The 21,009-nt window shown below is 71.8% G+C and carries 19 protein-coding genes; 11 read left to right on the forward strand and 8 right to left on the reverse strand.

Annotated elements, in window-relative coordinates; translation table 11 throughout:
* Positions 1–216 precede the first annotated feature (216 nt).
* A complete protein-coding gene (locus AC0VY3_RS18635; protein ID WP_475550082.1) occupies positions 217–2,364 on the forward strand; it encodes a SpoIIE family protein phosphatase in 2,148 nt (715 codons plus the stop codon).
* 191 nt (positions 2,365–2,555) lie between these two features.
* On the opposite strand, the gene AC0VY3_RS18640 is transcribed toward AC0VY3_RS18635, so the two are convergent.
* A complete protein-coding gene (locus AC0VY3_RS18640; RefSeq protein WP_181010903.1) occupies positions 2,556–3,203 on the reverse strand; it encodes an LAETG motif-containing sortase-dependent surface protein in 648 nt (215 codons plus the stop codon).
* 248 nt (positions 3,204–3,451) lie between these two features.
* Here AC0VY3_RS18640 and AC0VY3_RS18645 point away from each other — a divergent pair, with 248 nt between their 5' ends.
* The gene (locus tag AC0VY3_RS18645) at positions 3,452–4,165 is read left to right on the forward strand and encodes a histidine phosphatase family protein (protein WP_475550083.1); all 714 of its coding nucleotides are present in this window, start codon (positions 3,452–3,454) and stop codon (positions 4,163–4,165) included.
* Between the two features lie 95 nt (positions 4,166–4,260).
* Here the strand turns inward: AC0VY3_RS18645 and AC0VY3_RS18650 are convergent, their stop codons facing one another.
* The 3 genes from AC0VY3_RS18650 to AC0VY3_RS18660 all read right to left on the reverse strand — a co-directional run bounded on the left by AC0VY3_RS18650 (position 4,261) and on the right by AC0VY3_RS18660 (position 6,328).
* On the reverse strand, positions 4,261–4,749 hold the full coding sequence (locus AC0VY3_RS18650) for a GNAT family N-acetyltransferase (RefSeq protein ID WP_103509631.1): 489 nt from the start codon (positions 4,747–4,749) through the stop codon (positions 4,261–4,263).
* Positions 4,750–4,788: 39 nt separating this feature from the next.
* Positions 4,789–5,805, reverse strand: coding sequence for a DUF6397 family protein (locus AC0VY3_RS18655; protein WP_475550084.1), 1,017 nt, complete (start codon positions 5,803–5,805; stop codon positions 4,789–4,791).
* 109 nt (positions 5,806–5,914) lie between these two features.
* Entirely contained in the window at positions 5,915–6,328 is a 414-nt protein-coding gene (locus tag AC0VY3_RS18660) for a roadblock/LC7 domain-containing protein (RefSeq protein ID WP_103509633.1), read from the reverse strand.
* Positions 6,329–6,467: 139 nt separating this feature from the next.
* Between AC0VY3_RS18660 and AC0VY3_RS18665 the strand changes: the two genes are divergently transcribed.
* Complete coding sequence (locus AC0VY3_RS18665) at positions 6,468–6,896, forward strand: PPOX class F420-dependent oxidoreductase (protein WP_103509634.1); 429 nt, start codon at positions 6,468–6,470, stop codon at positions 6,894–6,896.
* A gap of 26 nt (positions 6,897–6,922) precedes the next feature.
* Here AC0VY3_RS18665 and AC0VY3_RS18670 read toward each other — a convergent pair whose 3' ends face one another.
* Positions 6,923–7,504, reverse strand: a complete 582-nt coding sequence (locus AC0VY3_RS18670; RefSeq protein ID WP_475550085.1) for a GTP-binding protein — start codon at positions 7,502–7,504, stop codon at positions 6,923–6,925.
* A 365-nt stretch (positions 7,505–7,869) separates the two neighbouring features.
* Between AC0VY3_RS18670 and AC0VY3_RS18675 the strand changes: the two genes are divergently transcribed.
* The 5 genes from AC0VY3_RS18675 to AC0VY3_RS18695 all read left to right on the forward strand — a co-directional run bounded on the left by AC0VY3_RS18675 (position 7,870) and on the right by AC0VY3_RS18695 (position 12,740).
* Positions 7,870–8,235, forward strand: a complete 366-nt coding sequence (locus AC0VY3_RS18675) for an ArsR/SmtB family transcription factor (RefSeq protein WP_475550086.1) — start codon at positions 7,870–7,872, stop codon at positions 8,233–8,235.
* Entirely contained in the window at positions 8,219–11,011 is a 2,793-nt protein-coding gene (mgtA, locus tag AC0VY3_RS18680; RefSeq protein WP_475550087.1) for a magnesium-translocating P-type ATPase, read from the forward strand. Before AC0VY3_RS18675 ends, mgtA begins: the two co-directional genes overlap by 17 nt.
* Before the next feature lie 104 nt (positions 11,012–11,115).
* A complete protein-coding gene (gene tatA / locus AC0VY3_RS18685; protein ID WP_103508460.1) occupies positions 11,116–11,280 on the forward strand; it encodes a Sec-independent protein translocase subunit TatA in 165 nt (54 codons plus the stop codon).
* A 224-nt stretch (positions 11,281–11,504) separates the two neighbouring features.
* Entirely contained in the window at positions 11,505–12,080 is a 576-nt protein-coding gene (locus tag AC0VY3_RS18690; protein WP_475550088.1) for a TerD family protein, read from the forward strand.
* 60 nt (positions 12,081–12,140) lie between these two features.
* The gene (locus tag AC0VY3_RS18695; RefSeq protein ID WP_103508462.1) at positions 12,141–12,740 is read left to right on the forward strand and encodes a class I SAM-dependent methyltransferase; all 600 of its coding nucleotides are present in this window, start codon (positions 12,141–12,143) and stop codon (positions 12,738–12,740) included.
* 47 nt (positions 12,741–12,787) lie between these two features.
* On the opposite strand, the gene AC0VY3_RS18700 is transcribed toward AC0VY3_RS18695, so the two are convergent.
* Positions 12,788–13,693 (reverse strand): oxygenase MpaB family protein, encoded by a 906-nt coding sequence (locus AC0VY3_RS18700; RefSeq protein WP_475550089.1) that lies wholly within the window; start codon positions 13,691–13,693, stop codon positions 12,788–12,790.
* A 203-nt stretch (positions 13,694–13,896) separates the two neighbouring features.
* Between AC0VY3_RS18700 and AC0VY3_RS18705 the strand changes: the two genes are divergently transcribed.
* On the forward strand, positions 13,897–14,733 hold the full coding sequence (locus AC0VY3_RS18705) for a hypothetical protein (RefSeq protein ID WP_242735253.1): 837 nt from the start codon (positions 13,897–13,899) through the stop codon (positions 14,731–14,733).
* Between the two features lie 96 nt (positions 14,734–14,829).
* On the opposite strand, the gene AC0VY3_RS18710 is transcribed toward AC0VY3_RS18705, so the two are convergent.
* A complete protein-coding gene (locus AC0VY3_RS18710) occupies positions 14,830–15,012 on the reverse strand; it encodes a hypothetical protein (RefSeq protein ID WP_010062402.1) in 183 nt (60 codons plus the stop codon).
* 36 nt (positions 15,013–15,048) lie between these two features.
* On the reverse strand, positions 15,049–16,164 hold the full coding sequence (locus AC0VY3_RS18715; RefSeq protein WP_475550090.1) for a fatty acid desaturase family protein: 1,116 nt from the start codon (positions 16,162–16,164) through the stop codon (positions 15,049–15,051).
* Between the two features lie 257 nt (positions 16,165–16,421).
* Here AC0VY3_RS18715 and AC0VY3_RS18720 point away from each other — a divergent pair, with 257 nt between their 5' ends.
* Positions 16,422–19,439 (forward strand): SNF2-related protein, encoded by a 3,018-nt coding sequence (locus tag AC0VY3_RS18720; RefSeq protein ID WP_475550091.1) that lies wholly within the window; start codon positions 16,422–16,424, stop codon positions 19,437–19,439.
* Positions 19,436–20,833, forward strand: a complete 1,398-nt coding sequence (locus AC0VY3_RS18725; RefSeq protein WP_475550092.1) for an SWIM zinc finger family protein — start codon at positions 19,436–19,438, stop codon at positions 20,831–20,833. The genes AC0VY3_RS18720 and AC0VY3_RS18725 overlap by 4 nt, the downstream gene beginning before the upstream one ends.
* Positions 20,834–21,009 lie beyond the last annotated feature (176 nt).

Here is a 21,009-nt window from a genome sequence, read left to right on the forward strand (position 1 = left end):
GCGTGCGCTCCGCTCGCTGGGCTCGTGGACACCTTGGACACCGTCCCATGGTGGCGGACGGCCCTCGGCGGCCATTCTGCGACCCTCGGGTCGAGCCGGAAGCGGTGGGGGCCCTTGCGGAGCGGGCCGCTGTGGCACTCCGATGGATACGGCTCGACAATTGAGGCCTACGGGGTGCGCCGACGCAGGCCCCGCCGGGCGACCTCCGGAGCAGGAATGACCGACGACGAACGGCGGCAGGACGCCGAAGCATCTCCGCTCCGCCGGATCGACCGGAAGACCAACGGTGAGATCCGGCCGACGGAACGCCTCGCCATGAACCGGACCGGCAGCTTCGACTGGGATCTGGACTCCCGCACCCTGGACATCGACGAGGCCGGTCTCATGGTGTTCGGCGTGGATCCGGCGACGTTCGACGCACGGCCGGGCGCACTGCTGGAGCACCTGGAACCGGCGGAACGGGCCCGGCTCGACGTCACGATCGACGAGGCCATCACCGGCGGCAACAATTCCTACAGCGTCCACTTCCGTGTACCACTGGACGACGGGACCACACAGTGGACCCATGTCCAGGCCCGCATCCTGCGATCGAAGGACGGCCGGGCCCACCGAATCGTGGGGGTCGTCCGGGACGCGACGGCGGAAGTCACCCATTCGGCCTTCGTCCTGGATCTGGAAAAACGAAGGCAGCGCCAGACCAATATCGTTGAACGTACAACGAGTGCCATGTCCCGTGCGGTGACCGTGGACGATGTGACGGCCGCCCTCACCGGCCCCGGCGGACTGGCCCGGCTCGGCGCGGACGGTCTCGCTCTGGGGCTCGTGGAGAACTCCGCGCTGAACATCGTCGCGCTGAGCGGCGAGTCGCTCGAGGTGCTCGACGGTCTGGGCTCCGGTGACCTCGACCGCAACCTTCCCCTCGCGGACACCATCCGCAGCGGGCGCCCCCGGTTCATCACCTCCCTCTCCGCGCTGGCCCGGCGCTATCCGGAGCTGGAGCCGCATCTCGGGAGGCTCAGATTCCGGGCGGCGGCCTATCTCCCGCTGGTGGCCCAGGCCCGTTCGCTCGGCGGTCTGGCCCTCTTCTACCGCGAACGCACGGTCTTCAACGCGGACGAGCGCATTCTGTGCCTGGGGCTGGCCGCGATCGTGGCCCAGTCACTGCAGCGGGCGATGCTCTTCGACGAGGAGCGTGAGTTCGCCACCCAGCTCCAGTCCGCGATGCTCCCGCCCCGGATACAGGACGTCGAGGGCGGTGAGATCGCCGTCCGGTACCACGCCGCGTGGAGCGGCCGGCAGGTCGGCGGCGACTGGTACGACGTGATCACCCTGCCCAAGAACCGTTACGGGCTGGTCGTGGGGGACGTTCAGGGGCACGACACCCACGCCGCCGCGATCATGGGCCAGTTGCGCATCGCCCTGCGCGCTTACGCCTCCGAGGGGCACCCCCCGGCCACCGTCCTGGCACGGGCCTCCCGTTTCCTCTCCGAACTCGACACCGAGCGCTTCGCCACCTGCACATACGCCCAGGTCGACCTGGCGTCCGGAACGGTGAAGGTCGTGCGGGCCGGGCACCTCGGCCCGTTGATCCGCCACGTCGACGGGCGGGTCGGCAGCCCGCAGGTGCGCGGCGGGCTGCCGCTGGGCACCTCCACGGACCTTCTGGACGAGGAGTATCCGGAGACCCGGCTCGACCTGGTGCCCGGTGAGACGTTCGTGCTGTACACGGACGGGCTGGTGGAGGAGCCCGGAGCCGACCTCGACACCGGGATCGACGCACTGCGCAACGAGGTGAGCGCCGGACCGGCCGGAGCCGAGGCGCTGGCGGATCATCTGTCGGAACGGCTGTGGGAACGGTGGGGGTCGGGCGACGACGTGGCACTTCTGGTGCTGCGCCGGAGCCCGGACGTCGGGTCGACGCACGCGCCGCGGCTCCATCAGTACATCCACCAGGCGGACCCGGAAGGGCTCTCGGACGCCCGCGCGATCGTGCGCCAGGCACTCGCCGACTGGGACATGGCCGAGTTCGCCGACGACGCGGAGCTCGTCACGGGCGAGTTGTTGGTGAACGTACTCCTGCACACCGAGGGCGGGGCCGTCCTGACGCTGGAAGTTCTGCCCGAACCGGTGCGGCGGATCCGGCTGTCGGTCCAGGATCGGTCCAGCGCCTGGCCCCGTCGGCGTACACCGGGCGAGACCTCCACCTCCGGTCGAGGGCTGCTTCTGCTCGACGCGGTCGCCACGCGCTGGGGCATCGAACCCCGTGGCGAGGGCAAGGCCGTCTGGTGCGAGATCGGCCCCACTGCCCCGACGCCCGCTTCCCCGCCGTCCACCGCGCCGCCGTCGACGATCGCGGAGCAGTGACGGAACGAAGAGGGGTGTGTCGCAGCAACACGGTGCTGCGACACACCCCTCGACCACGGCTCGTACGGCCTCAACCGTGGTTCGGGCGGCCTCGGCCGCCGGTCCCCGGACGGGCTCCGGCCGCTTTCTGCGCTCCTACGGCTCACGAGGCTGCCCGATGTTGCCGGCGCGGGCCGGTGAGCGTGGGAGCGTCAGTTCTGGGCGGTACGCCGCTTGCGGACGGCCCAGAGAATGCCGCCACCGGCCAGCAGCACCGCGACAGCGGCGCCACCGATGACCGGCGTCGACGACGACGAGCCGGTCTCGGCCAGGTCCGGCGTGCTCGGGCTCGGGGCGGGCGCTGCGGGCGCGGACTCCGAAGGCTGCGCACTGGGGGTGGCACTCGGCTCGGGCGGCTCGGTGGACGGCGTCTCCGACGGGGCCGGCTCGCTCGGGCTCGGCTCGGACGGCGTCGGCTCGGTCGGCGTCGGGCTGGGCTCGTCGCACACCTCCGCCGTCTTCGACTGGTCGATGGAGTGCTTGCCGTCGCCGTCGGCGTCCTTGACGACCAGTCGGACGGTCACCGGCTTGTCGTGGTCGGGAAGCGCCAGCTTCTTGTGGAACTCCCGGCCGAACGTCTCGGTCGGAAGCAGGTCCTTGCCGTCCACCGAGACCGTCACCGTGTTGGGGACGTCACTCGTGTAGTTGGTGAGGTCAACGGTGACCTCGGAGCAGGTCACGGCCCAGGTGGGGGTGTGTGCGACGGCCGGACCGGCGGCGATGACGCCTCCGGTCAGACCGACGACCGCAGCCGCCACGAGTGCTCCCGCGCCACGCCACGATCTCCTGGGTATGGTCATGGATTGTTCCTCCAGATACTTCTCATCGCCCGAATGGCGATGGGGCGCACAGTACTGCCATCGGCCCGGAACGGCGCAGCCGCCCCGTGCGTAGTTCCCGGCACCAACTCGGCCCATATCCACGCTACTTCCGGCAAGGCGGGCAGGCCTCCTGCGGAACTGTCCTTCGGTGGTGGCCGAATGAGAGGGTGGGTTGTGCATCTATCTGCCGCCGCCCACGCGCCCGAGCCTGGAGCTTGACCCGTTCTATGCGCATGCTGCTGATCCGTCACGGCCAGACACCGTCCAACCTCGGCCACTTCCTGGACACCGCGCACCCCGGTCCCGGCCTCACCGACCTGGGCCTGCGGCAGGCGGCGGCGCTGCCCGGGGCGCTCGCCGGGGAGGACATCGCCGCGTTGTACGCCTCCACCCTGACGCGTACGCAGCTCACGGCCGCGCCGCTGGCCACGGAGCGGGGCCTCGAGGTCCTGATCCGGGACGGGATCCGGGAACTGTCGGCCGGTGACCTGGAGATGCGGGCCGACGTGGACGCCGCCCGGCAGTATCTGACGACCGCCTTCGCCTGGTCGGCCGGGGACACCGGCCGCCGGATGCCCGGGGGCGAGAACGGGACGGAGGCACTGGCCCGCTTCGACGCGGTGGTGGCCGAGGCGGCGCAGGCCGTGGAGCACGGGACCGTGGCCCTCGTCAGCCATGGCGCCGCCATCCGCGTGTGGGCAGCAGCCCGGGCGCGGAACGTGACGGTCGAGTTCGCCGCCGAACACAGCCTGGACAACACGGGTGTGGTGGTGGTCGAGGGCTCGCCTGACTCGGGATGGACGGCCACTTCCTGGGCCGGGAGGGTCGTTCCGGGGGTCACCGCGAGCGGCCAGGCGGACGGCGGCCCGGCCGGCCGAACACTGCCGGTCGCGGAGCTGCGACCGGAGCAGGGACCGACGGGTGGTCAGCCCATCGTCTGACCCCCGCACCCTCTCCCTCTCATAGCGGCAGGCTCACAAGGGCACACTTGGAGAGCAGGTCCGTAGATGCTGGGCAAGGGGATGAGACGCCGACGTCACAGGGCCTTGTGCATGATGTGCAGCCCCACATAGCCCTGGGTCGGGTGGTGGAAGCCCTCCGGGAGGGTGCCGATCACGTCGAACCCGATCGACCGGTAGAGCTTGACGGCGTAGGTGTTGGTCTCGACCACCGCGTTGAACTGCATGGCCCGATACCCTGCGGCGCGGGCCCAGTCGACCGTGTACTCGCACAGCGCGCGCCCCACTCCCCGGCCGGAGTGAGCGGGGTCGACCATATAGGTGGCGCTGGCTATGTGGGAGCCGTTGCCCATGTGGTTGCGGTTCATCTTCGCCGTACCGAGCACCGTCCCGGCATCGTCCACGGCGACGACCACCCGGCTCGGCGCCGGGACGAACCACCATCCCTCGGCGTCCTCCTTACCGAGATCGAGCGGATAGGTGAGGGTCTCGCCCGCGGAGACGATCGAACGGAAGAAAGGCCAGATGGCGGGCCAGTCCTCGGGGGTTGCTTCCCTGATCAACATCCGGACAGGATGGCCTATCCGTACGAGCGGCGCCATGTCTTATCCGGCGCCCCGCCCACGCCACCCCAACCTGGCCAGCAGCCCCTTTCCGGTCGGCAGGCTCACCGCGGCGGCCTCGCTCCGGACGGCCGGCACCGCCCGGACTTCTCCGCCACCGCCACCGCCACCGCCACCGCCGGGGCGCGGGGCCGGCCGGTCCTCGCGCGCGGCGTCCAGTTCCAGCGTCAGATTGATCCGTCGCCAGAGGATCTCGTCGGGGTCGTCGGCCGGCGTCAGCTCACCCATGGCCTCCCTCGCCGCCAGGGACGCCGGCCGTCCGAAGACCGGCTCCGGCCGGACCCGTACGAGATAGGCGCGTTCATAGGGGTCGTCCACCACCTCCGCCAGTTGTACGGGGTCCAGTGCCGACGCCTGGACAGCCGCCCGCGCCCAGGGGTCCGGCGTGCGGCTCAGCAGCCGGTCGATGCGCTGCGAACGCCAGTTACGGGCCCGCCAGTCGGTGCCCGACTCCAGCATCGTGCGCATTCCCGGAGGCGTCCGTCCGGCGAGCAGCTCGGGTTCCCGGCCGACGAACGCGGCCAGTTCGTCCGCGAGGTAGAGCCAGACCACCGCGCGATACCGGTTCAGATAGAACGTGACCGGTGAGAAGCAACCCCCTCGTGCCAGCCGGGTGAACCGTGCCGGCGCGATGTCCAGCAGGGCCGCGCCCGCAGCCGTACCGACGGTGCGGACCCGCTCGGCCAGGGCATCGGGGAAGCCGGGCTGTTCCCGCAGGCGCGCGATCTCCTCCTCCGGCACCCGTGGCCGCCCACCGCCCGATGCGCCGACGACCGCGATCAGTCCCAGGTGCACCGCGAGCTCGAACTCCGCGCGTCGTAGGCCCAGCTCCTGGGCCGCGCGCCCGGCCGCGACCGTACCCGCCGGGGCGGCACACGAGGTGCGCCCGCCCTCGGGCGTTGCGCCCGCACCCTCGGCTCGTGGCTCGTCCGCCCGGATGTCCTGCGCCCGCGCGTCCTGGGTCCCGGTGTGCGTTCGGAACGCTTCCCTGACCGTCATGAATGTCCTCCCCCGTGGGCTCGAATACTCTCCGTGATCACGGTAGCCCGAGGGAGTCATCACCCGTCAGCCCTGTGGATAACTCTTCACCGGCGACGGAAATTGCAGGTCAGAAAGGTTCGACGTCCTCGGGCCCGCCCTGGCGGACGGAGACTCCGAGGTGTTCTCCGACCCGGTTGACGAGCAGGGTCATCTCGTAGGCGACATGGCCGACGTCGGCTTCGGCCGCCGTCAGCACACACAGGCAGCTGCCGTCGCCCGCGGCCGTCACGAAGAGGAGGGCCTCGTCGAACTCGACCATCGTCTGGCGGGCCCGGCCTGCCCGGAAGTGACGCCCCGATCCGCGTGCCAGACTCTGCAGCCCCGAGGAGACCGCCGCCAGATGCTCCGCGTCCTCACGGGCGAGCCCGGTGCTGGCCCCGGTGACCAGCCCATCGTTCGACAGCACCAAGGCGTGCCGGATGAATTGCACCCTGTTGGTGAGATCGTCAAGGAGCCAGTCAAGTCCCCGGTCAAGCGGCATGTGCTCGTCCTCCCCGTACCTTCGTCCCCGTGCCCCGCTACGCGCGTAAGCCTCGCGCAACGGCCCCGTGGGGGCAAGCGCCCCTCACCGCCCGGGGTGCCGCTTCGCGCCATGCAGGGATCGGGCTCAGGATGGGCCCATGGCACACCACATGACCGATGAAGAATGGCGGGCCTTCCTCTCCGAGGGCACGCGCACGGCGAAGGTTTCGACGGTGCGGGCCGACGGCAGTCCGCACATCGCACCCGTCTGGTTCCTTCTCGACGGCGACTCAGTGGTCTTCAACACCGGCAAGGAGAGCGTGAAGGGGCGCAATCTCGCACGCGACGGGCGGGTCGCCCTGTGCGTCGACGACGACCGGCCTCCGTACGCGTTCGCGGTGGTGCAGGGGCATGCCGAGCTGAGCGAGGACCCGGAAGAACTCCTGCGGTGGGCGACGCGGATCGCCGGCCGATACGTGGCGCCCGACGTGGCCGAGGAGTTCGGCCGGCGCAACGGCGTGCCCGGCGAACTGGTCGTGCGGGTGCGGATCGACAAGGTGGTCGCGATGGCCGACATGGCCGACTGACGGACCGGGCTTTCGACGACGCGCCGTCAGCCGACGGAGGCGAGGAGCCGGGCGGTGTGCACCCGCCCGGCGTACTCGACCGTACAAATCAGGACTTCTTTTCCGGAGGCCCGGTCCCGGGCGTCGCACGGCACGACCGGAGTGCCCGGGTCGAGGTCCAGCGCCCGCGCGACATCGCGCTCCGTATGGTCGGGAGCGCCGGGGAAGCGGTTGACGGCGACGACGAACGGTATCCGCCTGCGCTCGAAGTAGTCGACGGCGGCGAAGCAGTCCTCCAGCCGCCGGGTGTCGGCGAGCACGATCGCCGCCAGGGCGCCCTCGCACAGTTCGTCCCAGTGAAACCAGAAGCGGTTCTGGCCCGGGGTGCCGAACAGGTAGAGGGTGAGACCCTCGTGAACGGTGATACGGCCGAAATCCATCGCTACGGTCGTGGTGGCCTTCCGCTCCACCCCGTCGGTGTCGTCCCGGTCGCGGCCGCTCTCGCTCAGCGTCTCCTCGGAGTACAGCGGGCGGATCTCGCTGACCGAGCCGACCAGGGTCGTCTTCCCGGCCCCGAAGCCGCCCGCCACGACGATCTTCAGGGTGAGCGCGATGTCCTTTCCGATCATGGGCGTGCGTCCCTCTCTGTCTCTCTTCAGGAATCGCTTCGGGAATCGGGCTCTCGGTATCGGGCCCTGGAAGTCGGGCCCTGCGAATCCGGCGTCGGCCTGCCGGGCTCAGGAATGGTTCGGGCCGACAGCATGGCAACCCGTCGGCCTCGCCCGAACTGGTTGATCGTTCTTGACCGATGCGACTTCACCATGGTCGTTTCTTGCCGCATCCCGACCTCATTACGTCCCTCTTGGACGAGCCGAATGTCCTGCGCCCGTCCCGGGCCCTTCCGGAGTGGCCCCTACACTGGTCTTTTCGGCTGCCTGGAACGGGCGGCGGTGCCGGGCCCGCACAGACGGCCCGGGGACGAGGAGATTCGAGCGTGTCGACAGGTTCCGGCGGCGGTTTCCAGGATCCGCCCGCGGAGGTGCTCGCGGAGGCCGCAGCGGCGTTCGGGCTCCTGGCGACACCGGCACGGCTGCACATCGTGTGGGCGCTGGCCCAGGGCGAGAGCGATGTGACGGGGCTCGCCGAGCGGGTGGGCGGCACGCTTCCCTCGGTCAGCCAGCATCTGACGAAGCTGAAACTGGCCGGTCTCGTCCGCTCCCGCCGCGAAGGCCGACGGCAGGTCTATCTGGTCGACGATCCCGATGTGGTGACGGTCGTCCGGCTCATGGTCGGCCAACTGACCGAACGCGCCGGGCACGCCTCCCAGGAGCCCGTCCGCCTGCGTGAGCTCGGTGCCTGAGAGCAGTTCAGCCGCGGGCTCCGGACACCTCGCCGCCGCACCGGCCTCCGTCACACCGTTTCCCGGCGCGGGCACCGGCACCGATTCCGCGGCAGGGTCCGGCGGGAACCTCACGGCCCCCGCCCCGGCCTCCGGCTCCGGCCCCACCGCTCTGCAGACGCTGCGCGCACTCGACAGCGGGCCGCGCGGGCTGCTGGAGGCGGAGGCCGAGATCCGGCTCGGCCGGACGGGCGAGAACGTTCTGCCCGCCCGGCGGCCCGTGCCCTGGCCCCGGCGCTTCCTGCGCAGCCTCCGGGACCCCTTCACCTCCGTGCTGCTCGGCCTCGGCCTGGTGTCGGCCCTCGTCGCCGCCTGGGGCACCGCCTGCGTCATCCTGACGCTCGTCGCGGTGAGCTGTCTGCTGCGCTCGGCCGAGGAGCACCGCGCCGACCGGTCGACCGCGGCACTGCGGGAGCTGGTGGCGACCACGGCGACCGTGGTGCGCCGTGCCTCGGACGACGCTCCTCCCCTGGAGCGGGAGGTGCCGGTCGCCGACCTGGTGCCGGGGGACGTGATCCGGCTACGGCCGGGCGATCTCGTACCCGCCGATGTGCGGCTGCTGCGCACCGACGGCCTCACCGTCCATCAGTCGGCGCTGACCGGGGAGTCGGCGCCGGTGGTCAAACAGGCCCTCGACGTCCCCGACCCCGCGCTGTCCGGGGCCGGGCCGTTCGCGCAGCCGCAGTGGTGCTTCCAGGGCAGCAGTGTCACCTCTGGCAGCGGTACGGCGGTGATCGTGGCCACCGGTGGGGAGACCCGGTTCGCCGCCGCCCATGAGGGGCGGGCCGGGCAGCGGGGCGCGAGCGCCTTCGACCGGTCGGTCCAGGGGATCTCCTGGACTCTCATCCGCTTCATGCTCCTGACCCCGCCGTTGGTACTGATGGCCAATGCGGCGCTGCGTGGCCGGGGCCTCGAGACGCTGCCCTTCGCCGTGGCCGTCGCCGTCGGGCTCACCCCGGAGATGCTGCCGGTCATCGTCACGACGACGCTCGCGCGGGGCGCCGCCCGGCTGGCACGCACCAGCGGAGTGATCGTCAAGCGGCTCCCTGCGCTGCACGACCTGGGGGCGGTGGATGTGCTGTGCCTGGACAAGACCGGCACGCTGACCGAGGACCGGCCTGTCGTCGCCGGGGCGACCGACGGTGCGGACCGGTCCGATCCGGACGTGCTGAGGTGGGCTGCGGTCAGTGCGTTGTGGACACTCCAGCTGGCGGAGCTGCCCGCGGCCGACGCGCTCGACGAGGCGGTTCTGGACGCCGCCGACGCGTGCGGTCCGCCCGCTGCCGGGCAGGTGAATCCGGAGGCGTACGAAGGTGTCGCCGTGCTGCCCTTCGATCCGGTGCGCCGCGTCGCGACCGCCGTGGTGCGGAGGCCCGGCCGGCTCGGCGTCCACACCCTGGTCACCAAGGGCGCCGTCGAGGCGGTGCTCGACCGGTGCGTCATGGACGGGGAGGAGCGCGACCGGCTGCTCGCCCTGGCGGACCGGAAGGCCGGGACCGGACTGCGCCTGCTGGCCGTGGCCCGTTCCGACCGGGTGGCACGGGCGGGCGCGTACACCCCCGCGGACGAGCGGGGTCTGACCTTCCTGGGTCTGGTGGCGCTGCGGGACGTTCCGGCTCCGAGCGCCGCCGACGCCCTCGGGGTGCTCGCGCGGCGGGGGGTGAGCGTCAAGGTGCTCACCGGTGACCATCCGGGCACGGCCGCCCGGGTGTGCGCGGATCTCGGTCTGCACCCGGAGGGGAGGCCCGGACCCGACGATGTGGTGACGGCCGAGCTGGTGGACACCCTGTCGGACGCGGAGCTGGTCCGGGTGGCGGACCGGGCCACGGTGTTCGCGCGCTGCACCCCCGAGCACAAGGCCCGGATCGTCTCGGCCCTGCGCGCAGGCGGCCACACGACCGGCTTTCTCGGCGACGGCGTCAACGACCTGCCCGCCCTGCACGCCGCCGACGTCGGCATCTGCCCGCGCAACGCCGTGGATGTGGCCAGGGAGGCGGCCGATGTCGTCCTGGCGGAGAAGGACCTCACCGCGATCGACCGTGCGGTGCTGGCGGGCCGGCGCAGCAGCGGGAACATCGCCACCTATCTGCGGATCACGCTTTCCTCGAACCTCGGCAATGTCATCGCCATGCTGACGGCCGGGCTGATGCTGCCCTTCCTTCCCATGCTCCCGGCGCAGGTGCTGGTGCAGAACCTCTGCTTCGACGCGGCGCAGCTGGCGTTCGCGTTCGACCGGCCGGCCGCATCGGTCCTGCGCCGCCCCACCGCGCTGCGGCCGCGTGACTTCCTGCGCTTCATCACGGGTTTCGGCCTGCTCAACGCGGCCGCCGACCTCGCCACCTTCGGGGTGCTCGCGCTCGCCCTCCACAACGCCTCCGGGGACGGCGGGGAGGCGGCGTTCCATGCCGGGTGGTTCACGGAGAACCTGCTCACCCAGGCCCTCGTGATGATCCTGCTCCGCACCGGGCGCAGCGCCGCCGAGCGCCGGGCGGGCGGCCCTCTGCGGGCCGCCGCGGCGGGCCTCGCGGCGGTCGGCGTCGCCCTTCCGCTCACCCCGCTCGGGCCGTTGCTGGGCATGAGCGCCCTGCCGCCCCTCTACTACCTGCTGCTCGGCTCGGTCCTGGGGCTGTACGCGGTCGGGCTCACATCGGCCCGGCGCCGCTACGAGCGCCGCCACCTGCCCGACGCCGCACCGGACCAGGTGACGAGACGACAGGGAGAGCTCGCCGGACGCTGAGGGCACCACGCCGAGGGGCGCCCGGTCCGGCCCGAAGCGATAGTTGTACAGTTGCGCAATGCGGCAACTGTTGCCGTGCGAACGGAGAGAAGGACGGGACCAGAATGTTGCGCAACGGCCTGGAGCCCTGGCACCTGCTGATCCTGGCGGTCATCGTGGTCGTCGTCTTCGGCTCCAAGAAGCTGCCGGACACGGCCCGCGCCCTGGGGAAGTCGATGCGCATCCTCAAGAGCGAGGCCAAGGCGATGAAGGACGAGAACGCCCACTGACGCGCCACGGCCGGGCGACGAACGAGTCTTCCCCGGCCCTTCTTCGGCCGCCGCTCATTTCATGGCTTGCGCAATCCGGGAACCCGGAACGCCGCGCTGAGCGTTCGTACAGGTAGCGGCCACAAGAGTGACAGCAGAACAGCACCGATCACCGGCGCCCGTACGCGGAGCAGCCACGGGCACCGGATCGCATGTGCGGACCGACGGAACACTGGAGGAATTTCATGGGTGTGACCCTGGCCAAGGGCGGCAACGTCTCCCTGTCGAAGGAGGCCCCCGGGCTGACCGCGGTGACGGTCGGGCTCGGCTGGGACGTGCGGACCACGACCGGCGCCGATCACGACCTGGATGCCAGCGCGCTGCTGTGCTCCGAGGCGGGCAAGGTCCTCTCCGACAGCCACTTCGTCTTCTACAACAACCTCAACAGCCCCGACGGTTCCGTCCGCCACACCGGTGACAACCTGACGGGTGAGGGCGAGGGCGACGACGAGTCGGTCGAGGTCGATCTGTCCTCGGTTCCCGCCGAGGTCGCGAAGATCGTCTTCCCGGTCTCGATCCATGACGCCCAGAGCCGGAGCCAGAGCTTCGGTCAGGTGCGCAACGCCTTCATCCGTGTGGTGAACCGGGCCAACGGCGTCGAGCTCGCCCGGTACGACCTCAGCGAGGACGCCTCCACCGAGACCGCGATGGTCTTCGGCGAGCTGTACCGACACGGCACCGAGTGGAAGTTCCGGGCCGTCGGCCAGGGCTACGCCTCGGGCCTTGCGGGCATCGCATCGGACTACGGCGTCAACGTCTGAGCGGACCGGTACGGCGTCCGGTGATCGCGCGGCCCTCGCCGGCTGCGCGATCATGTCCCCATGGCCGACGACCACGCTCATGTCCTGGACTTCTTCACCCCGCGTGCGGCCGGCTGGGACAGCCGGTTCCCCGACGACGGACCCGCCTACGCCGCAGCGGCCGGAATGCTGGGGCTGCGCCCCGGTGATGCCGTGCTCGACGCGGGCTGCGGGACGGGCCGTGCGCTGCCCGCACTGCGGGCGGTGGTCGGGCCACGCGGCAGGGTCCTGGGCGCCGACCTCACTCCCGCCATGCTGGAGGCGGCGGCACGGGCGGGCCGAGGGGACAGCGGGGCGCTGCTCCGCGCGGACGTCGCGCGGCTGCCGTTGCGCGACGGAGCTCTGGACGCGGTGTTCGGAGCCGGGCTGATCTCGCATCTGGCCCGCCCCGGGGCCGATATGGCGGAGCTCGCCCGGGTGGTCCGGCCGGGCGGGGTCCTGGCTCTGTTCCATCCGATCGGCCGAGCCGCTCTCGCCGCGCGTCACGGTCGCGCCATCACCGACGACGACCTGCGGGCCGAGCCCCGGCTGCGTGAGCTGCTGGCCGGTGCGGGGTGGCGGCTGGAGTCCTACACCGACGAGGACGACCGATTTCTCGTCCTCGCAGTCAGGGTGGCCTGAGCGCCGAAAGCGCGTACGGCCAGGTCAGGACGGCCGGAGCGGTCGCATCACTCGGCGGGCGATTGCGACGGCCTGCGGCTGGGAACGGGGCAGCCGCCGACGCCCGGCGTGGGGAACGTACCGAGCCCCGCGATCTCGTACCCGTCCGGATACCCCTTGATCTCAGGGTTCTGGCGTGCGTAGTGGGGCGTCCGCCGGGGCGGCAGAAGCCGGACGGCACGGGCCCGGAGCCGGAGCGCGCCCCTGGTCAGCCCGCGTGCGACCGGCCCCGGGCGGCGGTAGCGGAACGCCCTGAGCAGCGAGTCGTCCAGGAGCGCGAGGCTGGCGCCGCGCACCACCGGGGCGAGAGGCGCCGGATACCAGGACCCCATCAGCGCCAAAGTGGCGTCGGAGACCCGGCGGGCTCCTTCGTCCCAGCCGAAGTGCTCGCGCTCATAGGCGTCGAGGGTGTCCTCGAACTCCTCGTACGTTGCGGGGACGTCCTTGATCCCCATGCGGGCGCCGAGCGCGCGGTAGTAGGCGGCGAAGGCTCCCAGCTCGTGGCAGCACAGCCGCCGCCAGCCGAAACTGTCCAGCCAGCGCTTCGGGGTGGCGACGAACGTGCACAGGACGTAGCGCATGTCGTCGTTGCTGATGTCGTAGCTGCGGTGCATCTGGTTGATCCGGCGGACGGCCGTGCGGCCCTCGTCGGTCTCGAAACCGTGCTCCACCACCGTGTCGAGCAGCAGGGCGGTGTCATCGTATCGCTTCTGGGAACGCCCCGTCAACTCCGCCGTTTCATCGAGGAGTCGGCCGATGCTCGGCACCGCATAGGTGCGGTAGAGGGCCAGTTCGAGGGCGCGGGTGATGTCCCAGGGAAACTCGTAGGTGACGGTGAGGCGATAGATCTCCAGGAAGTCCCGTTCGGGGTCCAGACGCTGAATCTCTTTCAGCCGGTCGTACCGCTTCACCATGCTGTTCCCCTCTTTCGGCCGGACGTCCGAGTTTACGCGGAGGCTTCACGCGCGCGGCGGCCCTTCGGCCTTCCGCCACCCGGACGGGGTGGCCCCGGCCCCGGTCCACCGCTGCTCGCCGGGGCCTCGACGAGGGGGTTACCGAGTAGTTAGGGTGCGCCGACGACCAAGGAACACGGGACCGAGCGATGGGCGGGTGGGCGATGAGCGATGGGGAGGACACCGTGGCCGGTGCGAAGGATGCGGCCGCCGACGACGCACTGCTGGTACTGACCGCGATGCTGCTGACGCCCGCGCGGTTCCCGAGTGTGCTGGGCGACGACTACGTGGCCGCGTGCGGTGCGCTCGCGCTCGAACCGTACGAGGAGGGCTACGGCCTCATCCTCGGCCAGGACGGCGAGGGGGCCCGGTGGACCGTGGTCGTCGAGGACGCCTCCCAGGTGGCCGTCGCCATCGCCGCGTGGGACTGCGGCATGGAGCACGACCTCTCCCCCGACGAGCGCTCCATGGTGTGCGCGCTGCCCGGCTGGCCGATGGACCTGGCGGTCTCGGCGCCCGGCGTCCCGGATCCGCACGATCCCGAGACGGACGGGGAGGGACCCGCGCCTCTGGCCCCTCCCGACGCGGAGGCCTGGGGTCCGGCGCAGCGGCGGCTCGGTGCCGACGAGATCGCCGCGCAGTGGTCCACATGGCGTGAGCAGATCGACGACGCGCAGTTCGTACGGCCGGGGGCCGAGGAAGAGCCGGAGGGCTCGTCCTCCCCGCCCTCCCGGCACCCCGGCGTACGCAGGGCCCTGTCGGAGGCGGACGGCTATACGAAGACGCCGCCGCCTCCCGGGCGGATCCGTTCCTCGTACGCATCGGCCGACGCACGCACGTTGCGCGTCGACGGGCCGGGGTGGTCGATGGTGGCTCGGACCGACGACATCGCGCTGTTCCTGCTGGACGAGGAGCCGGGCACGGTCATCCCGGTCGGCCGCGGAACGGCGCTGCCCGGCCTGCTCACCGCACTGGACGAGCTGGCCGTTCACCCCACGTGACACCCTCGCGGGTCACCCGGGCCGATCCGGGTCACCCGCGCGCCATCCGAGCCGCACGATTCCCATGCGGCGATCCCGCACAGGCCAGGTCCGGGCTCAGCGGCCGATCTCCTTGCGGTTGATCCTGCGGAGCCTGCGCCGCTGGGACGGGTCCAGCAGCAGATAGCCCGCGACCGGAACCCCGATCACGACCAGCAGCGCCCACCAGAATCCGATCAGGGGCCACAGGATGGCTGCCGCGAGCACTCCCCCGATAGCGACCTTCGCACCATTCGACATGGTCCACGCCTCCTTCGCGGCCGGCGCCGCTCCTGTTCAGTGAACGCCCTCGCGCTCCCGTACGTTCCCCGTCGGCCCGCCCTGTCGCAGCGGCTCACCGACCTCGTGCATGTGCGACAGTGCCTGCCGGTAGGACTCGATCAGTCCGGTCTCCGCGTACGGCATGCCGATCGCGGAGCAGTGCGCCTTGACCAGGGGCTGGGCGAGCCGCAGGTTGGGGCGCGGCATGCTCGGGAAGAGGTGGTGCTCGATCTGGTAGTTCAGCCCGCCGAGGAACCAGTCCGTCAGGACGGCGCCGCGTACGTTGCGCGAGGTCAGGACCTGCCGCTGGAGATGGCCCCAGCGCTCGCCGTCGGGGTCGGGCATCTCCATGCCCTTGTGGTTCGGGGCGAACGCCATGCCCAGGTGGAGACCGAACAGTGCGTGCAGCACCAGAGCGAAGACGATCGCCTTGCCCGGCGAGAGCGTGCTCAGCAGCAGCGCGGCGTAGAGGCCGGTGTGCGCGGTCAGCAGCAGCGCCGAGACGGCCCGCTCCCGGAGGGGCTGGCGGCGCAGGAACTGGAAGCCGTAGATCTTCAGCGCGATGCCTTCGAGCAGCAGCATCGGGAAGAACAGCCGGGCCTGGTTCCTGGTCAGCCAGCGGGCGAATCCCTCACGCTGTGCCGCCTGCTTCTGGGTCCAGACCAGCGCGCCGACACCGACATCGGGGTCCTTGTCGATGTGGTTGGGGTTGGCGTGGTGGCGTACGTGCTTGTCGTTCCACCACGCCTCGTTCATACCGAGGAGCAGATTGGCGTGCACGAGACCGATCAGTCTGCTCGTCCTGCGGTCACCGGATATCTGCGCATGCCCGGCGTCATGGGCGACGAAGGCCGTACGGGTCCACAGGACCGCCAACGGCAGGGTGAGGAACAGGCTCCACCAGGTGTCTCCGAGCAGGACGAAGCCGGTGATCAGCGCGACCAGGGCCACCAGGTTGGCGGCGATGCCGAGGACGTACCGGTCCGTGCGACGCTCCAGCAGGTCCTGGTCCCGCACAGCACGCAGCAGCGGTGCGAAGTCGCTTCCCGCCGCCGCCCCATGGGCGCCGGCGGGGCGGCCCGGACTGCTTTCGTCGGCGGGATCCGCAACAGTGGCTGTCGCCTGGGGCATGGACGTCTCCGGTCTCTGGAACATCTGCGCTGACCTGATCGAACGTACGGATCGGAGGACGGTGGGAGCCATGGCGCCACCACCCTGGTTCCCCTGGGGCAGACCCCCGGGCTCGATGGTGGGGCTGACTGCACCATCAGGCCCGAAAGAGAGGAGAGGTGGCGCACGCCACACAAGTGTGCGGCCTGTCGTCGCGTGAAGTGGAGTACCCTCGGCGACTCCGCCCACTAGTCAAATTTGAGGAATCTGACATCGCTGTGCACAGGCACCCTGCGGCAACGCCCTCCGAGATCGCCGAACTGTCCCGCTGCTCCGCGGTTTTCGTCCCCGCGGATCCGGCCCGTACCGGCAGGATCGCGTTCTGGAATCCGGACGGTAGCACCCCTTCCGGCACTCCCGGGACCTCGTCGGAACTGACCGTGGTCGGAGCCGACCTGCGGCCCCGCACGGTTTCGGCGCTGTACCTGCCCATCCGGGACGCGCTGCCAGTGCTGACCCGGGCGCGGGCCGCCGCCCACGCCTCCCCCGCCACCGCCTTCTGGGGCGCCGCCGCGCTTCTGGCTCTCCAGTTCGTGGCCCGCGGCCTTCTGCTGCCGGGGCTGAGCGCCACCGACCACGACGCCTGGCGCATCGGTCCGTTGGGCGCCGAGGACCTCGAACGGGTCCGGGAACTGGCCGCGTCGATGCCGCCCACCGCGCACGCGACTCCGGTACCGACCGACGGCACCGCGGGCGAACCGTTCCTGCCGGAACCGGTGCCGTCCGCACCATCGTTGTCCGAACCATCGTTGTCCGAACCATTGTTGCCCGAACCGGAGCGCCTGCTGCGCGCGTTCCTCGACGCCGTGGCCGACGCGATGCCCCGTACACCGGCTTCCGGGTTCGTCGCCGCCGGACCCGCGTTCACCGCCCGGCAGCCGCAGCATCTGCCCGAGGGGCGGGCCTGGGCGGCCGATGTGGCGGCCGGTCACGACGCGGGCGTACGGCTCTCGTTGCGTATCGAGGTCACGGGCGTGAGCTCGCGGGCGAGCGGCGCGGAAGGGGCCTCCGAAGCCGCCCCGGGAGCGGTACGGGCGGGGTCCGGTCCGGACGCGGTCGTTCCGTCGTTCCGGGCCGTGCTGCAGATCCACAGCGTCAGCGATCCCACGCTGGTCGCCGATGCGGCCGAGGTGTGGGCGGGCGGCTCGCGGACCGCTGCCGCGTTCGGGCCGCGGGCCCGGATGGACGCCCTCCTCACCCTGCGGCGGGCCGCACGGGCCTGGCCCCCGCTGGCGCCGTTGCTCTCCGCCGCGGTGCCGGACTCGGTGGAACCGGCCGACGAGGAGATCGCCGAGCTGCTGGGGTCCGCCGCACGTGCCCTGGCCGCCGCCGGGGTGCAGGTCCACTGGCCCAGGGAGCTGGCCAGGAAACTCACCGCGCGCGCCGTGATCGGCCCGGACGACGCGGACCTCACGGGCCGGGAGGGCGACGAGCAGGCGGCCGGGCAGCGCGGACGTACCGCTGCGGATGTGCCCTCGTTCCTCTCCGCCGACGCCCTGCTCTCGTTCGACTGGCGGTTCGCCCTGGGCGACCGGAAGCTGACCCGCGAGGAGCTGGACCGGCTCGCCGAGTCCTCCAGGCCCATCGTGCGGCTGCGCGACCAATGGGTGCTCATCGATCCCGAGGAGGCGCGCCGGGCCCGGGAGACCCAGGACCGCAAGGTCACCCCGATCGACGCGCTCGGCGCGGTGCTGACCGGATCGACGGAGGTGGACGGCCGCCGTGTGGAGGTGGCGGCGACCGGCTGGCTCCAGCGGCTGCGGGACCGGCTGGCCGATCCGGAGTCCGCCGCCCAGCAGGCGATCGGGCAGCCCGAGGCGCTCACCGCGACCCTGCGCGACTACCAGCTGCGCGGGCTGAACTGGCTGAACACCATGACCTCGCTCGGCCTCGGAGCCTGTCTCGCCGACGACATGGGTCTCGGCAAGACGATCACGCTCATCGCCCTGCATCTGCACCGGCAGAGCGACCGGGACGCGGCGGGCCCGACGCTGGTGGTGTGCCCGACGTCGTTGATGGGCAACTGGCAGCGGGAGATCGAGAGGTTCGCGCCGGGCACCCCCGTCCGCCGCTTCCACGGCGCGTCGCGTTGCCTGGAAGGCCTGGTGGACGGCGAGTTCGTCCTGACGACGTACGGCACGATGCGTCTGGACGCACCCCGGCTCGCCGCCGTGCCCTGGGGCATGGTCGTCATCGACGAGGCACAGCACGTCAAGAACCCGCACTCGGCGACGGCCAAGCAGCTGCGGACCCTCGGGGCCCGTGCTCGCGTCGCGCTCACCGGTACCCCCGTCGAGAACAACCTGTCCGAGCTGTGGGCGATCCTGGACTGGACGACTCCCGGCCTGCTCGGCCGGCTCGGCACCTTCCGTGCGCGGTACGCCGCCGCGGTCGAGGGCGGTGACGACCCGGGCGCCGCGGAGCGACTCGCGGCGCTGGTGCGGCCGTTCCTGCTGCGCCGCCGGAAGTCCGACCCGGGGATCGCGCCCGAGCTGCCGCCGAAGACCGAGACCGACCGGGCCGTGTCGCTGACGCCGGAGCAGACCGGTCTGTACGAGGCGGTGGTCCGCGAGACCCTGGCGGAGATCTCCGCCGCCGACGGTTTCGAGCGGCGCGGTCTCGTGATGAAGCTGCTGACGGCGCTCAAGCAGATCTGCAACCACCCGGCGCAGTACCTCAAGGAGGAGCAGCCGCGGATCGCGGACAGGTCGGGCAAGATCGAGCTGCTGGACGAGCTCCTGGACACGATCCTGGCCGAGCGGGGTTCGGTGCTGGTCTTCACGCAGTACGTGCAGATGGCCCGGCTGCTGGAGGAGCACCTGGCCGCGCGCGGGGTGGGCACGCAGTTCCTGCACGGCGGTACGCCGGTGGCCCGGCGCGAGGAGATGGTGGCCCGCTTCCAGGCGGGCGAGGCACCGGTGTTCCTGCTGTCCCTCAAGGCGGCGGGCACCGGGCTCAACCTCACCCGGGCCGGTCATGTCGTGCACTTCGACCGCTGGTGGAATCCGGCGGTCGAGGCGCAGGCGACGGACCGGGCGTACCGGATCGGCCAGACCCAGCCGGTGCAGGTGCACCGGCTGATCGCCGAGGGCACGATCGAGGACCGGATCGCCGAGATGCTCGCCCGCAAACAGGGCCTGGCGGACGCGGTGCTGGGCTCCGGCGAGGCGGCGCTGACCGAACTGACCGATGCGGAACTGGCCGACCTGGTCGAGCTGCGAGGGGGCGCACGATGAGCGACGCGTACGACGACGACTACACATACGCGTACGACGACGGGTACGGGGCGGGCGGCACGGACGCCTCGGACCGAGGGGACGGCGACGACGGAGCGACGCGTGACGGCCGACGCGGGCCGGAGCGTACGTTCGCGGCGTTCCCGCCGGCGCAGGGCCGGGGCTTCGCCACGTCCTGGTGGGGCCGGGCGTGGCTCAAGGCGCTGGAGGACACGGCGCTCGACGGCCAGCAGCTCAAGCAGGGGCGGCGGCTGGCCCGGGAAGGCAGGGTCGGGGCGGTCTCCGTACGGCCGGGGCGGATCACGGCGGTGGTGCGGGACCGCGACGGCTCGGCCCACCGCAGCGATGTCCTGCTCCAGCAACTCGGCGCGGGCGCCTGGGACCGGTTCCTGGACATGGCGGTGGACCGGGCCGGGCACATCGCGGCGCTGCTGGACCGGGAGATGCCTCCGCATCTGGTGGAGGACGCGGCGGGCGCCGGGGTCGATCTGCTGCCGGGCATCGGCGATCTGGAGCCGGAGTGCACCTGCGGTGCCTGGGACCACTGCCCGCATTCGGGTGCGCTCTGCTACCAGGTGGCGCGGCTGCTCGACGAGGATCCGTTCGTCCTGCTGCTGATGCGGGGGCGCGACGAGCGTCGGCTGCTGGACGAGCTCCAGGTACGCAGCACGGCCCGCGCGGTCCGGGCCGGCGACGGCGAGGGACAGGCCGACGACATCGAGGAGCGGGAGGTTCACGGAGTCCCGGCCGGGGAAGCGTTCGCGGCCGCCGGGATCCTGCCACCGCTCCCCGCGCCTCCGTCGGCCCCGGCGGAGCCGGGTCTCGGGCCGTCGCTGGACACGGAGACCGGACCCGTGCCCGGGATCGACCCGGCGGCGCTGGAGGTGCTGGCGGCCGACAGTGCGGTGCGGGCCCGCCGGATGCTGCTGGACGCCCTGGCTCCGGGACACGAGGGACAGCCGCTCCCGGTGGAGCTGACGCCGCAGCAGGACGCGGTGCGGCTGGCCGTGGACGCCCGGCCGGAGCCGCGGTTCGAGGCCCGGCTGGCCACGGGGTCGGGCCGACCGCACGCGGACCTGAACGCTGCGGTTCGTGCCTGGCGTTACGGCGGGGTCGCGGCACTCGCGGTGCTGGACGAGGAGTGGACGCCGGACTCGGAGCAGCTGGGGCGGGCCCGCGCCCGGCTCGACGAGGCATGGGAGACGGGTGAGCGGCCGACGCTGCGGGCGAGCGGGCGGGCCCGCTGGACGGTCGTGGGCGCCGACCTCCAGCTGCGGTTCGACCCGAACGGCCGGTGGTGGCCCTACCGCAAGGAGCACGGCCGTTGGGTGCCTGCCGGGCCGGCGGACGACGACCCGGCGGGCGCGTTGGCGGGCGCCGAGAGCGGGGCGTAGGAGGCTACGGGCGCGGCGGGTGCGGCGGGTGCGGCGGGTGCGGCAGTCTGGAAGACCCGGTGCTGGGTGCCCACCGCCGCTTTCGCTCTGCGAGGAAGCGGCGCGGCCGGACGGGCACGGGCCCGCACGAGGTCTGCACGTGCGTCCGGACGGCGGTTACAGGGAACCGGATGGAC

It is taken from the genome of Streptomyces sp. iso_384 (genome assembly GCF_056172905.1).

Bases quoted from the DNA above. Each gene is read 5' to 3' on its own strand.
- AC0VY3_RS18635 (WP_475550082.1), top strand. From the start codon at position 217: ATGACCGACGACGAACGGCGGCAGGACGCCGAAGCATCTCCGCTCCGC.
- AC0VY3_RS18640 (WP_181010903.1), bottom strand. From the start codon at position 3,203: ATGACCATACCCAGGAGATCGTGGCGTGGCGCGGGAGCACTCGTGGCG.
- AC0VY3_RS18645 (WP_475550083.1), top strand. From the start codon at position 3,452: ATGCGCATGCTGCTGATCCGTCACGGCCAGACACCGTCCAACCTCGGC.
- AC0VY3_RS18650 (WP_103509631.1), bottom strand. From the start codon at position 4,749: ATGTTGATCAGGGAAGCAACCCCCGAGGACTGGCCCGCCATCTGGCCT.
- AC0VY3_RS18655 (WP_475550084.1), bottom strand. From the start codon at position 5,805: ATGACGGTCAGGGAAGCGTTCCGAACGCACACCGGGACCCAGGACGCG.
- AC0VY3_RS18660 (WP_103509633.1), bottom strand. From the start codon at position 6,328: ATGCCGCTTGACCGGGGACTTGACTGGCTCCTTGACGATCTCACCAAC.
- AC0VY3_RS18665 (WP_103509634.1), top strand. From the start codon at position 6,468: ATGGCACACCACATGACCGATGAAGAATGGCGGGCCTTCCTCTCCGAG.
- AC0VY3_RS18670 (WP_475550085.1), bottom strand. From the start codon at position 7,504: ATGATCGGAAAGGACATCGCGCTCACCCTGAAGATCGTCGTGGCGGGC.
- tatA (WP_103508460.1), top strand. From the start codon at position 11,116: ATGTTGCGCAACGGCCTGGAGCCCTGGCACCTGCTGATCCTGGCGGTC.
- AC0VY3_RS18690 (WP_475550088.1), top strand. From the start codon at position 11,505: ATGGGTGTGACCCTGGCCAAGGGCGGCAACGTCTCCCTGTCGAAGGAG.
- AC0VY3_RS18695 (WP_103508462.1), top strand. From the start codon at position 12,141: ATGGCCGACGACCACGCTCATGTCCTGGACTTCTTCACCCCGCGTGCG.
- AC0VY3_RS18700 (WP_475550089.1), bottom strand. From the start codon at position 13,693: ATGGTGAAGCGGTACGACCGGCTGAAAGAGATTCAGCGTCTGGACCCC.
- AC0VY3_RS18705 (WP_242735253.1), top strand. From the start codon at position 13,897: ATGAGCGATGGGGAGGACACCGTGGCCGGTGCGAAGGATGCGGCCGCC.
- AC0VY3_RS18710 (WP_010062402.1), bottom strand. From the start codon at position 15,012: ATGTCGAATGGTGCGAAGGTCGCTATCGGGGGAGTGCTCGCGGCAGCC.
- AC0VY3_RS18715 (WP_475550090.1), bottom strand. From the start codon at position 16,164: ATGCCCCAGGCGACAGCCACTGTTGCGGATCCCGCCGACGAAAGCAGT.
- AC0VY3_RS18725 (WP_475550092.1), top strand. From the start codon at position 19,436: ATGAGCGACGCGTACGACGACGACTACACATACGCGTACGACGACGGG.